General features: G+C 73.8%; 13 protein-coding genes. 8 read left to right on the top strand and 5 right to left on the bottom strand.

The window, feature by feature from the left end; genetic code table 11:
* Nucleotides 1–12 precede the first annotated feature (12 nt).
* Nucleotides 13–2,112: an RICIN domain-containing protein gene (locus OHS18_RS09475; protein ID WP_328618498.1), complete on the bottom strand. Its 2,100-nt coding sequence runs from the start codon at nt 2,110–2,112 to the stop codon at nt 13–15.
* A 131-nt stretch (nt 2,113–2,243) separates the two neighbouring features.
* On the opposite strand from OHS18_RS09475, the gene OHS18_RS09480 reads away from it, so the two are divergent.
* From OHS18_RS09480 to OHS18_RS09515, 8 genes are all read left to right on the top strand, one after another.
* A complete protein-coding gene (locus tag OHS18_RS09480; protein WP_442875355.1) occupies nt 2,244–3,005 on the top strand; it encodes an SDR family NAD(P)-dependent oxidoreductase in 762 nt (253 codons plus the stop codon).
* The gene (locus OHS18_RS09485; RefSeq protein ID WP_328616688.1) at nt 3,002–4,051 is read left to right on the top strand and encodes a sensor histidine kinase; all 1,050 of its coding nucleotides are present in this window, start codon (nt 3,002–3,004) and stop codon (nt 4,049–4,051) included. Before OHS18_RS09480 ends, OHS18_RS09485 begins: the two co-directional genes overlap by 4 nt.
* Nucleotides 4,044–5,687 carry a hypothetical protein gene (locus OHS18_RS09490; RefSeq protein WP_328616689.1) on the top strand — a complete coding sequence of 548 codons (1,644 nt, stop codon included), beginning with the start codon at nt 4,044–4,046 and terminating at the stop codon, nt 5,685–5,687. Before OHS18_RS09485 ends, OHS18_RS09490 begins: the two co-directional genes overlap by 8 nt.
* On the top strand, nt 5,672–6,322 hold the full coding sequence (locus OHS18_RS09495) for a response regulator transcription factor (RefSeq protein ID WP_328453900.1): 651 nt from the start codon (nt 5,672–5,674) through the stop codon (nt 6,320–6,322). Before OHS18_RS09490 ends, OHS18_RS09495 begins: the two co-directional genes overlap by 16 nt.
* A 190-nt stretch (nt 6,323–6,512) precedes the next feature.
* On the top strand, nt 6,513–7,130 hold the full coding sequence (locus OHS18_RS09500; RefSeq protein ID WP_328616690.1) for a hypothetical protein: 618 nt from the start codon (nt 6,513–6,515) through the stop codon (nt 7,128–7,130).
* Between the two features lie 266 nt (nt 7,131–7,396).
* Nucleotides 7,397–7,699, top strand: a complete 303-nt coding sequence (locus OHS18_RS09505) for a hypothetical protein (RefSeq protein ID WP_328453896.1) — start codon at nt 7,397–7,399, stop codon at nt 7,697–7,699.
* Complete coding sequence (locus OHS18_RS09510) at nt 7,686–8,711, top strand: ketoacyl-ACP synthase III family protein (protein ID WP_328616691.1); 1,026 nt, start codon at nt 7,686–7,688, stop codon at nt 8,709–8,711. The genes OHS18_RS09505 and OHS18_RS09510 overlap by 14 nt, the downstream gene beginning before the upstream one ends.
* 93 nt (nt 8,712–8,804) lie before the next feature.
* A complete protein-coding gene (locus OHS18_RS09515; protein ID WP_328616692.1) occupies nt 8,805–9,485 on the top strand; it encodes an SGNH/GDSL hydrolase family protein in 681 nt (226 codons plus the stop codon).
* A gap of 83 nt (nt 9,486–9,568) precedes the next feature.
* Here OHS18_RS09515 and OHS18_RS09520 read toward each other — a convergent pair whose 3' ends face one another.
* The 4 genes from OHS18_RS09520 to OHS18_RS09535 are packed head-to-tail and all read right to left on the bottom strand — an operon-like array spanning nt 9,569 to nt 12,928.
* Complete coding sequence (locus OHS18_RS09520) at nt 9,569–10,408, bottom strand: alpha/beta hydrolase (protein WP_328616693.1); 840 nt, start codon at nt 10,406–10,408, stop codon at nt 9,569–9,571.
* Between the two features lie 39 nt (nt 10,409–10,447).
* The gene (locus tag OHS18_RS09525) at nt 10,448–11,092 is read right to left on the bottom strand and encodes a response regulator transcription factor (protein ID WP_328616694.1); all 645 of its coding nucleotides are present in this window, start codon (nt 11,090–11,092) and stop codon (nt 10,448–10,450) included.
* Complete coding sequence (locus tag OHS18_RS09530) at nt 11,089–12,219, bottom strand: sensor histidine kinase (RefSeq protein ID WP_328616695.1); 1,131 nt, start codon at nt 12,217–12,219, stop codon at nt 11,089–11,091. Before OHS18_RS09530 ends, OHS18_RS09525 begins: the two co-directional genes overlap by 4 nt.
* A gap of 25 nt (nt 12,220–12,244) precedes the next feature.
* Nucleotides 12,245–12,928, bottom strand: a complete 684-nt coding sequence (locus OHS18_RS09535; protein WP_328616696.1) for a hypothetical protein — start codon at nt 12,926–12,928, stop codon at nt 12,245–12,247.
* Nucleotides 12,929–12,940 lie beyond the last annotated feature (12 nt).

Here is a 12,940-nt window from a genome sequence, read left to right on the forward strand (position 1 = left end):
TTGCACCGAGCGTCAGCCGAGCGCCCAGCGCTGCAGCGCCGTGCCCGTGTCGGCCTGCTGCGTGACCGCCGCGCCGTCCACTGTGGACGCCGTGGTCAGCACCAGGCCGCTGTGCTGCGCCTTGAGCGTGTAGCCCGGCCCCACCAGCCAGCGCTGGTTGGCGCCGCCCGTGCACGTCCACTGGATCACCTTCGCGCCCGCCGACGAAGAGCCGTCGGCGACGTCCAGGCACAGCCCGGATTCGGCGTTCACGACGCGGTAACTGCCGTCGGCCTGGTGCGTGAAGACCCACTTCTGGTTGGCGCCGCCGTTCGGCGTCCACGTCACCAGCGCCGTGCCCGCGGCCGTCGAGTGGGCCGGGACGTCGAGGGCCTTGCCGGACGCGGTCACCGTGTGCGTCCCGTCCACAGTGGACGCGCCGGTCGCCGTGAACGTCAGCGTCTGCTCGGCCGCGGTCCGGTTGCCGCCGGTCCAGGCGCGGAACGGCGTCGTGTCCGCCGCTGCGGAGAGGCTGAGCGACAGTCCGCTGTAGCGGTTGACCAGCCGGAACCCGCCCCCCTGGGCCGGGACGGCGAACCACTGCTGCCCGACCGACGATCCCGCCGTCACGACCGGTTTGGTGCCCCAGGCGCGGTTCGCGGGCGACGTCGGCACGCCGAGCGCCTGGCCGGTGGCCGCGTTGGTGATCCGGTAGGCGCCGTCCCTGGTCGCGGTGAACGTCCAGGCGGCCAGGTCCGGGGTACCGGTGGTCGACGTCGTCGCGGAGCTGCCGGAGACCTGGGCCAGGACGCGGCCCGCGCCGCTGCCGATGCGGTAGGTCTTCGCCGGGTCCACCGGGGACGCGGCGGGCGTGCCGGTGACCGTGATGTTCGCGTACTCGCCGTCGGAGGACGCGCAGGCGATCGAGCAGTACGACCGGAACGTCTTGCCGACGATCGTGGCGCTGGTCTTGTTCGCGTCGTCGGCGAACCAGCGGTACCAGGAGCCGGACTTGTAGGCGCCGGAGTCGCCGATCAGCCGCCACTTCTGGGTGGCCAGGTCGTCGGTGACGTAGAACTTCTGCGGCGCGGTGCCGGTGACCACCTCGGGCTCGCCGATGTAGAGGCCGAGGTGTGCGTCGTAGGCGATGTTCATGACGAACAGGTCGGACTTCGGCGGCAGCTGCCCGGCCGCCACCTGCTGGTCGACGTTGCCGGTGTTCGCGGGGTCGTAGTCGTCGGCGGGCGGCGTGTAGCCGGTGGCGGTGGTGCCGGTGGGCACCATGTTGCTCTCCTTGCCGCCGACACCCGGCTGTGTCCACTTGCCGTCGTACCACTTCTGCCACGAGCCGGTCGCCATCTTGGCCGACATCGGCGAGCGGGCGACGTGCGCGAGCCCGACCATGCCGCCGCCCGCGCCGGCCTTCGGGACGATCCGCGAGCCGTAGTAGACGTAGAAGTAGCCCGACACCGGGTCGGCGAACAGGCGCGGGTCGCCGTCGCCGTAGTCGAAGGTCTGGTTCGGGAACGCCGCCGTGTCACCGCGCTTCGTGCTGTACGGCGAGGTGATGGCGTGGCCCTTGATGCTCCAGGTGTGACCCTGGTCGGTGGAGACGGCCCAGTCGATCGCGTCGTAGTGCGAGAACGAGTACGCGCCGAACGGCTCGGGCGTGAACTCGTTGTGCACCAGGCCGTACCAGGCGCCGGTGTCCGGGTCGACCCAGGTGCCGACCAGGTCGCAGAAGTTCTTCTCCACGTAGCTCGACCCGGCCGGCGGATCGGTCGCTTCCTTCCCGGTCGGGCTGGTGTTGCAGCGCCAGGTGGTGTCGTTGTTCTTGTCGCGGGGCTCGGCCGGGTTCACGGCGTTGCTGAGCGCGCTCGACTTGGTCGCCGAGTCGAAGTCGGCGCCGGTGTAGAACTCCCACTCGCGCGGGCCGTCCGCGCCGTAGAGGGCGGCCGACTGCTGGAAGTAGAACGTCCCGTCCTTGTCGAGGAACGCGCCGGCCGGGGTGTCGGTCGGGTACGCGTACGTGCCGGTGGACCCGACGGTGACGGTGTAGGCGCCGGCCGGCGGGGCGGCGGCGAGGCCCGCGACAAGAGCCGCGGCGGCGAGCGAAGCGCTGAGCGATGACATGACCACGGCCGTCTCCTCGGGGACCTGAGCGAGCGATCGAACAATATCGAACAGCTTCTGTGTCGTTTTCTGATCTGTCAAGAGCCGTTATGAGCATGTTCGCTCATTCGACCGTGATCTACGATCGGTGCGTGACGAACGACGACGCGGCTCGCGGCCTGCCCGACCTGTCCGGCACGGTCACCTGCGTCACCGGTGCGTCCGGCACGATCGGCCGCGGGATCGCGCTCCGGTTCGCCGCGGCGGGCAGCGCCGTGGCCGTGCACCACCGGCGTCCCGGCGCGGCCGACGACGTCGTGGCCGCGATCGGCGACCGGGCGCGCGCGTTCGCCGCCGACCTGACCGACGACGACGCCTGCCACACCATGCTCGAGGCCGTCGCGGACTGGGGAGGACGGCTCGACGCGCTCGTGAACAACGCCGGGGTGCAGCCCGTGGAGGACCTCGACGGGCTTCCGGTCGAGCCGTGGCGGGCGATGCTGGACGCCAACCTCACCAGCGCGTTCTCCTGCACCCAGGCGGCGGTCCGGCGGATGGGCGACGGCGGGAGCGTCACGCACATCGCGTCGATCGAAGCCCGGCAGCCCGCGCCCGGGCACGTCCACTACAGCGCGGCGAAGGCGGCGCTGGTGATGCACGCGCGCGGGGCCGCGCTGGAGTACGGGCCGCGCGGGATCCGCGTCAACACGGTGTCGCCGGGGCTGATCGACCGGCCGGGGATGGACTGGCCCGAGGGCGTCGAGCGCTGGCAGCGCGCCGCTCCCCTGAGGCGGCTGGGCACGCCGGAGGACGTCGCGAACGCGTGCGTTTTCCTGGCTTCGCCGCTGGCCTCCTGGATCACCGGCCACGACCTCGTCGTCGACGGCGGCGTCTCGGCCCGGCCCACCTGGTGACGGCCGGCCCCGTCGAGGCCCAGTTCCGGGCCGCGGTCACGCGGTTCGCCGGGCCCGCGCGAGCGGTGGCGACCGGGCTCGTCGGCACGTTCGGCGTCGTCGCCACCCCGACCGGCGCGCTCCCGCTGGCCTTCGGCTTGCTGGCGCTGACCCTGGTCGCGGGCGCGGCGGACGTCTTCGCCGGACGCGGGACGGCGTTCGTCCTTTCGGCACTGCGCGCGGGAGCGGTGTGCGCGTGCCAGCCGTGGACGGCGAACCTGTGGGCGATCAACGTCCTGACGATCACGGCGATCACATGGCAGTGGGAGTACCCGCCGCGGCTGACGGTGCCGGTGCTGGCGGGACTGCTGGCGCTCGCCGGCCTGGACGAGTGGTTCCTGGTGGCGCTGCGGGTGGCCGTGGAGAGCGTGCTGGCGCGGCTGGCGTTCGTGCTGCTGGTGCGATCGACGGCCCGCACCGACACGCTGCGCGCCGAACGGGCCGCGCTCGAACGGGCCGAGACCTTGGCCCGCGACCGCCGCCGCCGCGAGCGCGAATACCTGGCCCTGCTGCACGACACGGCGTCGGCGACGTTCCTGACGGTAGCGGCCGGAGCCACCGCCGACCCGGCGGCGGTGGCGGGCTACGCGGCGCGGGACCTGGCGATCCTCACCGGCCAGGAGGACGCCCCGGCCGAACTCGAAGCGGGCTTGCGGGCGGTCGTCGCGGATCGTCGATCCACTGTGGACGCACACTGGGAGCAGGTCCCGCTGATCCCGGCCGCGGCGGCACTGGCCCTGGTGCGCGCGGCGGACGAGGCGGTGCGCAACGCCGAACGCCACTCGGGCGCGGCCCGCGTGGCGCTGCACCTGGCCCCGGCCCGGGCGGGAGTCATGGTGACGATCTCCGACACCGGAGCGGGCTTCGACCCGACGCGGATTCCGGCGTCCCGGCGAGGGGTGCGGGTCTCACTGGTCGAGCGGATGCGCGACGCCGGAGGTACGGCGGAGATCCGCTCGAGCCCCGGCGCGGGCACGACGGTGACGTTGCGGTGGCCCGATGCCTGACCACGAGACGGCGATCTCGCACGGCCGGGAGACGCAGCCGAGCCCGGATCCCGCCGAGTCGGCAGCGAACCACGCCGATCCAGCCGCCGAACCCACGCCTGCCGGCACCTCCGCCGAGGCTGAGGCCGCCTTCGCCGAACCAGCGCCCACCAGCACCCCCGCCGAGACTGAAGCCGCCTTCGCCGAACCCGCGCCCGCCAGCACCTCTGCGGCCGAGACCGAGGCCGCCACCACCAAACCCGCGCCCGCCAGCACCAAGACCGAAGCCACCGCCGGACCCACGCCCACCGACACCTCTGCGGTCGAGACCGAAGCCGCCACCATCACCAAAACCAAGACCGCCACCGCCGAACCAGCGCCCGCCAGCACCTCCACCGCCGAGACCGAAGCCGCTACCACCGAACCCACCCCTACCAGCACCTCCACCACCAAGACCAGGACCGCCGCCACCGAACCCACCAGCACCTCTGCGGCCGAGACCGAACCACCCACCCCTGCCGACACCGCCACGGCGAAGCCCTCAGCCGACTCCGCGTCGCCGCCCTTCGCCGATCCGGTGAGCCGGCTCGCGGCGGCCGTGCGGATCGCCGTGCTCGGTGTCGCCGCCATCGTCCAAATCGGACTTTGCCTTGCTCCGCTGCTCCGCCACCACGCCGCCTACCACCCCGCCTTCGCGGCCGATCTCGCCTTCGGCGCCTTCGCCGCCGTCACCGCGACCGCCGCCTTCTGGTTGCTGCGACGGCGACCGCTCCCGCGGACTCTCGCCGCGGCCGGGACCGTCGTCGTGCTCGCCGCCTCCTCCGCGGCCACCGCCGCCGTGCCCGCCGACGCCTTCTTCCGGGAGCCGCACTGGTCGTTCGGGCTCGTCGGGTGGCTTCTCCTGCTCCTGCTGTCCGATCGGCCGCCCCTGCTCGTCGCGGCGCTCGGGGTGCACGCCGCCGTCAGCGTCGGCCAGTTCCTGCTCGCCGGGACCCCCGCGCGCACCGAACTCGGCGAGGCGGCGATCGTGCTGTTCGCCGTCACCGCCTTCCAGCTCGCCATCGGCGGGCTGATCCGGCTGCTCGACCAGCGCACCGGCGAAGCCGCCATCGCCGCCGCCGAACGGGAGCGTCTGGAAACGCGCGCCGCGCTCGCCGGGCAGGCCGGGCGGGACCTGCGGGCCGGGTTCGCCGAACAGCTCGGCGCCACCCTGCCGCTGCTGGCCGGGCTCGCCGACGGCACCCTCGACCCGCGCGGCGACGCCGCCCGCACGCGGTGCGCGCTCGCGGCCGCACAGCTGCGGCGGCTGTTCGCGGAGAACGACGACGTGCCCGATCCGCTCGTCCACGAGGTCACCGCCTGCCTCGACGTCGCCGAGCGGCGCGGCGTCGCCGTGACCCTCGCGGTGAGCGGTGATCCCGTCGACGTCCCGCCCGCGCTGCGCCGCGACCTGACCGGCCCGGTCCTCGCCGCGCTGACCACCGCCCGCACGCGCGCCCGGGTGAGCGTGTTGCGGACACCGGATCTGGTGCGGGTCGCCGTGGTGGCGGACACCACCGGCGACACCCCCGGATTCCCGGGAGCCGCGGACGTCGTCGTCACGTCCCACACCCAGGACGGGCAGACCTGGATGGAGGCGCGATGGTTACCCGCGTGACGGCGGTCGTCGTCGACGATCACCCGGCGGTGCGCGCCGGCGTGGCGTACTGGCTGGCGGGCGGCGACCCGCCGATCGACGTCGTGGCCGACGGCGAGGACGTCAAGGTGGCGTGGCTCGGCGAAGGTGCCGCGGCCGACGTCGTGATCCTCGACCTGCACCTCGGCGGGCCGGCGCCCGCGTTCGGCGACCTGCGGCGGCTCGCCGAGGCCGGGCGCCGCGTGGTCGTCTACTCGATGCGCGCCGACGACGACGTCGCGCTGCAGTGCCTCGAACTGGGCGCGCTCTGCTACCTGACGAAGGCCGAGGGCGCCGGGCACCTCGTGGAGGCGACGCGGGCCGCCGCGCTGGACCGGCCCTACACCCCGCCGTCGCTGGCCGGCGCGCTCGCCGGGGACCGCTCGGAGGCGCGGCCCGCGCTCTCGGCCCGGGAGGCCGAGGTGCTCGTCGAGTGGTTCCAGTCGGAGTCGAAGGAGTTCGTCGCGCACCGGCTGGGGATCTCGGCGAGCACGGTGAACTCCCACCTCGAGCGCATCCGCGTCAAGTACGCGCGCATCGGCCGCGAAGCACCGACGAAGGCCGCGCTCGTCGCGCGCGCCATCCAGGACGGCCTGATCGGCGTCGACGACCTGTGACCCGGGTCATGAGCGGGTGTGGTGCGAACGGCCCACACCGGACGCCGCCGAATGCGGCTACGGTCCCCGCGACGGAGCCGCGCGGGTGCCCCGTACGGGCCGCCGCGAACGCCCTGGGGGCGCGCTCGCGGCGTCCCGCCCGGCTCCTCGCCCCGCCGGAACCCGTCCGGCGGGCAGCACGAGGAGATCCATGAAGCACGTCCGCACCACCCTGCTCGCCGCCGCCGGCAGTGCCGCCGCTCTCCTGCTTTCCGCTTGTGGCGGGGAATCCGGCCAGGCCGCACCGGCCGTGCCGTCGGCCGCCCCGTCCTCGGCCGAGCCGAGCGCGGCGGACTCGTCGGCCGCTTCGCCCGCGGGTGACGCCACGAAGCCGGGCACCGAGCTGAAGGTCGGCGACCGCGCCGTCGTCCCGTTCAAGTACGGCACGACCAAGTCCGGCACGATCGCGATCACCGTGACGGCCATCGACAAGGGCGCGAACGCCGATCTGGCCAAGTACGGCGACAAAGCGAAGGGCATCACGCCGTACTACCTGCGCGCGTCGGTCGAGAACGTCGACGGCGCCGACCTTTCCTACGCGTCCGTGAGCCTGCGCGCCCTCGGCGCCGATGGACGGTCCACAGGCGTGATCATCACGGGCAGCACGGATCAGTGCAAGTCGGGCACGGCCCCCAAAGAGTTCGACGCGCCGGGCGCGAAGTTCGAAACCTGCACGCTCCAGGGTGCCCGCGAAGGCTCCGAAGTCACCGCTGCGACGTTCGACAAGGGCGACGGCTACGACAAGTCGCCGATCGTCTGGAAAAACTGACACCGATCACACTCGGTGACAACCACGCGAAAGAACCTCATGATCCACTGAGTGGGAAACCGAGCTATATTCGAAAAAACGCATGGTTGATCTTCCTTATCAGCCGCGCTGATCACTGTCTGTATCCGGGGGTGCTCGGACGGCCTTGATCATCGCGGTACGTTTCGCGGCGTTCCTTGCGGGCCCCGACGACGCGGCCCGCGCCACTCTTCAAGCGGCACGCGTCTCAGGGCGCGCGCAGCTTCGCCGTGCCGAAAGGAAGTTCCTTGACCGCCACGACGTTGACGCAGGTGCTTCGTGACACCCGCCCGACCACCGGGACCACCCGGCTGATCGTGCGCTGGGACCGCGAAACGGGCTGGGCGCACCTGGCCATCGCCGTTCCGGGCACCGAGCAGGCCCGCTTCGCCGGGTTCCACCGGTTCACCCGCGGTACCGCCGACGCCGTCGCCGCCGAGCTGGCGGCCGCCGGGTGCGTCTCCGCTCCCCCACTCCACCTCGACGACACCCTGTCCGAGATCGAAGCCGTGCTGAGTCACCGGGAGGTGTCCCCGGATGCTGCTCGATGACTTGTACCTCAACGGAATCGGCTGTGACGTCGGCGCGTTGATCCCGGTCTCGGCGCCGCTCGCGGCCGGCGAGTTCACCCCCGACGACGCCGCCCGCACCGGGCAGCTGTCCACCGCGGTCGCCGAACGCCCCGGCCCCGAACTGGCCGTCCGGGCCGGGCGCCAGGCGCTGGCACAGGCGCGCGCCACGACCGGCGAGCCGGTCTGGCCGAGCCTGTGCCTGCACGCCGGGATCTACCACTCCGGCATCGACTTCTGGCACGCCGCGTCGTACGTGCGCGACCAGCTGGGGGTCGGCGCCGGGCCGGGCCTGACGCTGGAGCTCGGCGCGATGAGCAACAGCCTGGTCGCCGGGATCGACGTCGCGGCCAGCGTGCTGCGCGGCCGCCCGGACCACGAAGCCGCGCTCATCACCGCGGGCGACCGGTTCGGCGCGCCCGGGTTCCCGCACTGGAGCACGGACATCGGGATCGTGTACGGCGACGCGGGCAGCGCCGTGGTGCTGACCCGGCGGCCGGGCCTCGCCCGGATCCGGGCGATCGCGTCGTACACCGACCCGTCGCTGGAAGGCCTGCAGCGCGGGGACGAGCCGTTCCGCCCGGCGAGCGTCGCGGCCCACCGCGGCATCGACATCCGCCGCCGCAAACGCCAGTGGCTCAGCCGGCAGGGCGGCCCGGCGCACGTCGCGACGCGCAACGGCGACGCCGTCACCACGGTCGTCAAGACAGCGCTTTCCGACGCCGGGATCGACCTGCCGGACGTCGCGAAGATCTGCGCGCCGCACTACGGCAGGCGGCTGGTGGAGACGCAGGTCCTGCGTCCGCTCGGCATCACCGAGGACCGCACGATGACGGAGTTCGGGCTGCGGGTGGGCCACCTGGGCGCGAGCGACCAGATCGTCGCGTTCGACCGGCTGCTGGCGAGCGGCGAGGTCGGCCCGGGCGACACGGTGCTGCTGCTGGGCATCGGCGTGGGCATGACGTGGACCGCGGTGGTCCTGGAACTCTGCTGAACCCGCCGGACCGGATGGGGTGGCCCCCGCCACCCCATCCGGGGCGGGACCGGCACCGAATCCCGGGAAACCGCTCTCCGAAGGGACGTGCCCGTGCCGCGTCGGACGTGGTCGAGCCGCCTGCTCGACGTCTCGGCCAAGGTGGTGCCCGGCATCGGCCGGGTCCGCGCCCAGAAGGAACCGTTCGCCCGAGCGTGGGCCTCGGGCAACCGCGTAGCGCTCGAATCCGGCCTGCCGCTGTGGGTGGCGCTGGGCGACTCGATGACCCAGGGCATCGGCGCCCGCGACGTCGACGGCGGCTGGGTCCCGCGCCTCAACGCCCGCCTCGGCGAGCCGTTCGCCGTCGTCAACCTGTCAGCGTCCGGCGCGCGGGTCCAGGACGTCCTCGACGACCAGCTCCCGCGCCTCCCGGCCACCCCGGCCCTGGTCACCGTGCTGGTGGGCGCGAACGACATGCTCACCCGGGGCCGCCGCCGCGACGTCCCGGCCCGGTTCGAGGCGTTGCTGGACCGGCTCCCGCCGGGGCGCTCGGTCGTCGCCACGCTGCCGCAGGGCAACCCGCAGGCCTTGGCGGTCAACGCCTTGATCGACCGAGCGGGCGCGGCCGGCCGGATCGACGTCGCCGACCTGCGCGGCCCGGCGCTGGGCCCGCTGCGCGGCAGCCTGGCCGACGACTGGTTCCACCCGAACGACGTCGGCTACGAGCGGATGGCGGGGCTCTTCGAGGCCCCGGTCCGCGCCTGCCTGGCCCGCTACCCCGGCTCCCGGTCGTGAGTGGTTAGGGCGGTTAGAACCGCCCTAACCACTCACGACAAGCCGCGGCAGACCCGGAAGCCCCTGCCCGCGGTCGGCGCGCGTTATGCGACCGCGCGGGCGATTTCCGCGGCCACCAGGGCCATCGTGGTGCGGGCGCGCTCCGGGTCCTCGGTCAGGAAGTAGTGGTCCACCCCCGGCGTCCGGTCGTGCAGCACCTCGACGCCCGCCGCGCGAAGCCGGGCGACGTAGTTCTCGCCGTCGGCGCGCAGGGCGTCCCGTTCGGCGGTCAGCACCACCGCCCGCGGCAGCCCCGTGAGGTCGTCGGCCAGCAGCGGGGACGCGTACGGATGCCGCCTGCCCGCGGGATCGGGGAAGTAGACCCGGCGGACGAGGCCGCGCAGCCCGGGCGAGATCATCCCGCCCGCCGCCGGGTCCGGGTCGGTGGCGAGGTCCAGCGCGGGCACACCCAGCACCTGCAGACGCGGCCGCCACCCGCCGGCGTCGCGCGCCTGCAGGCAGACGGCCGCCGCGAGACCGCCACCGGACGAGAATCCGCCGACGGCGACCCCGTCCGAGGCGATCCAGGACGCGACGTCGAAACACTGGTGCTGCGCCACCGGGAACGCGACGTACGGACCGCAGCGGTAATCGACGTTATACACCGTGACGCCGGCCGTGGCGGCGACGTAGCGGCACCACCAGTCGTCCATCTCCGGGTACCGCATCAGCCAGGCCCCGCCGTGGAAGTGGACATACGCGCCGTCGGATCCGGCAGCGGGGCGGTAGACGTGCACCCTCACCGGGCCGTGCCGGGTCGGCACGCGCACGACGCCGGGTGGCGGGAGGTCCGTCCCGGCGAAGCGCAGGTTGTCGCCGTAGCGCACGGTCCACCGCGCGGTGCCGTGCATGACCATCGCCGCGAGCCGGTCCCGGAGCCTCATACCGGGTGTTCGGAACCGGCCCGCCCGGCGATGGGTGGCTCAGCCGAGGCCGGCGTCGTGGACGAGGATCGCCACCTGGGTCCGGTTCGCCGCCTCGAGCTTCGCCATGATGTGTCCGATGTGGACTTTCACGGTGGACTCGCTGACCACCAGGGCCTTCGCGATCTCGCCGTTGCTCAGGCCACGGCCGATCTGGACCGCGACGTCGTGCTCGCGCGGGGTCAGCGCCGCCAGCCTGTCGCGGGCCTGCTCCCCCGCGCCGCCGGTCGCGAAGTCGGCCAGCAGGCGCTTCGTGATCTTCGGTGACAGCATCGCCTCGCCGCGGGCGGCCACCCGCACCGCCGTGACCAGCTCCCGGGGCGGGGTGTCCTTGAGCAGGAAGCCGGCCGCGCCGTGGCGCAGCGCCGCGTAGACGTACTCGTCGACGTCGAACGTCGTCAGCACGACCACCGCGGGCGCCGCCGGGTGCCCGGCCAGCCGGCGGACCACCTCGATGCCGTCGACCTTCGGCATCTGGACGTCGGTGAGCACGACGTCGGGGCGGTACCGGTCGGTCAGCTCGACCGCCCGCGCGCCGTTGGTGTCCTCCGCGACGACCTCGACGTCCCCCGCCGACTCGAGGATCATCCGGATGCCGCTGCGGACCAGCTCTTCGTCCTCCAGCAGCACGACCTTGACCGTCACTTCGCCTCCTCGACCGGAAACACGGGAAATTCGGCCAGCACGCGGAACCGGCCGTCGCCGGTCGGCCCGGTCCGCAGCTCGCCACCGGCCAGCTCGACGCGCTCGCGCATGCCGACCAGGCCGTAGCCCGCCCCCGGGACGCCGGTGTGGTGCGGGGTGAGCCGGTTGGTCACCTCGACCGCGAGCCGGCCGCCCTCGGTGGCGAGCCGGACGTCGACGGCGGCGTGCGGCGCGTGTTTCCCGGCGTTGGTCAGGGATTCCTGCACGACGCGGTAGACGGCGCGGCCGAGCGGGTCCGGCACCGCGGGCAGCGGATCCGGGAGCTCCAGCTCCACCCGGGCGCCGGTCGCGGCGACCTCCTCGACCAGGTTCTCCAGCGACGCGAGCAACCCGGCACCCGGGCTCGCGGCCTCCGGGACGTCGTCGCGCAGCACCTGCAGGATGCCCCGCAGCTCCTCGAGCGCGGTGGCGCTGACGGCGCGGATCGTCTCGGCGGTCCGCTCGGTGGCTTCGTCCGGGGCGCGTAGGGACAGCGCGCCCGCCTGCAGCGCCACGGCAGTCACGCGGTGGGCGACGACGTCGTGCATCTCGCGCGCGATCCGCCGCCGCTCGGCGAACACGGCCTGGTCGGCGCGCAGGGTCCGGGTGCGCTCGGCCTCGTCGGCGCGTTCCCGCAGCACGGCCAGCAGCCTGGCGCGCTGGTGCATCCACAGGCCGGCGAGCACCGGGCCGACGGAGAACACGCCCAGCACGACCACGACGGTCAGCAGGTCCGCCGGCTCCGACACGACCCGCAGGACGCGCCCGCCGAGCACGGTGACGACCATCGCGACGCCGGTCAGGACGCTGACGCCGTGCCGGGCCGCGACCGAGTACAAGGCGATGGTCAGCGGCAGCAGTGTCACCCCGGCGAAGAGGCAGCCCACCGCCACGAGCAGCACCGGGAACGGCCACCGGCGCCGGGCGAGCAGCACCAGCGCGGAGACGAGCACCGCCGGCACGTAGAGCGCCGGGTGCGGGTCCCGCGGGTCGCCGCCGGCCAGGCTGACGACGATCACGGCCGCCGCCACCGCGACGTCGAGGGCGAGCAGCGCGACCCGGCCGTCCCACCACGTGAGCCATCGCATCGGGACCAGGTTAGGGCGCGCCCGCTCACCCGGCACGACGTGCCAGGGTGAAACCCGTCGCGACCAGGGCGACGGCGGTCAGCGCGGCGAACACGGCCGGCCCCGGCATGCGCAGCAGGGCGGTGCCGCTGAACGGCAGCGTTGCCATCGGAACCTTGACGAGCGCGGCCAGCGCGGTCTCCGCGACCAGCGTCCAGACGGCGAACACGCCGATGGCGGCCGCGGTGTGCCGCAGCAGCCCGCCGAGCGCGACGCCGGCGAGTCCGGAAAGGACAGTCAGCAGCAGGACCGCCGCGACGGCCCGGCCCGCCGCCCCCGCGTCGGCGGGCAAGGCCCCACCGCCGGCCAGCACCCCGGCCGCGGCGAGCACCACCATCAGCACCCCGCCGAGCAGCCCGAGCCCGCCGGTGACCACCGCCCGGGCGGCCACGATCCGCGCGGGCGAGCGCAGCACGAGCCGGGTGGTGGCGAGGGTCCCGTGCTGGTGGTCGAGCCCGAACGCGGCGACGCCGACGGCCGCGACGAGCAGCGCGCCGAGCCGCGCGACCAGGCCGAACGACGAGGTGAAGGCGTCGAGGTCACCGAGGTCGCGCTTGAGGCCCCAGTACAGCCCGGACGCGAACTGCAGCACCCCGGCGGCGAGCAGGAGCAGCCAGGTCGACCGCAGCGAACGGGCCCGGATCCATTCGTAGGCCAAGGCGTTCTTCACGACGACTCCCTC

It is taken from the genome of Amycolatopsis sp. NBC_00355 (assembly GCF_036104975.1).
GTDB lineage: Bacteria > Actinomycetota > Actinomycetes > Mycobacteriales > Pseudonocardiaceae > Amycolatopsis.

Bases quoted from the DNA above. Each gene is read 5' to 3' on its own strand.
- OHS18_RS09510 (WP_328616691.1), top strand. From the start codon at position 7,686: ATGCTGCTCGATGACTTGTACCTCAACGGAATCGGCTGTGACGTCGGC.
- OHS18_RS09500 (WP_328616690.1), top strand. From the start codon at position 6,513: ATGAAGCACGTCCGCACCACCCTGCTCGCCGCCGCCGGCAGTGCCGCC.
- OHS18_RS09490 (WP_328616689.1), top strand. From the start codon at position 4,044: ATGCCTGACCACGAGACGGCGATCTCGCACGGCCGGGAGACGCAGCCG.
- OHS18_RS09475 (WP_328618498.1), bottom strand. From the start codon at position 2,112: ATGTCATCGCTCAGCGCTTCGCTCGCCGCCGCGGCTCTTGTCGCGGGC.
- OHS18_RS09520 (WP_328616693.1), bottom strand. From the start codon at position 10,408: ATGAGGCTCCGGGACCGGCTCGCGGCGATGGTCATGCACGGCACCGCG.
- OHS18_RS09530 (WP_328616695.1), bottom strand. From the start codon at position 12,219: ATGCGATGGCTCACGTGGTGGGACGGCCGGGTCGCGCTGCTCGCCCTC.
- OHS18_RS09495 (WP_328453900.1), top strand. From the start codon at position 5,672: ATGGTTACCCGCGTGACGGCGGTCGTCGTCGACGATCACCCGGCGGTG.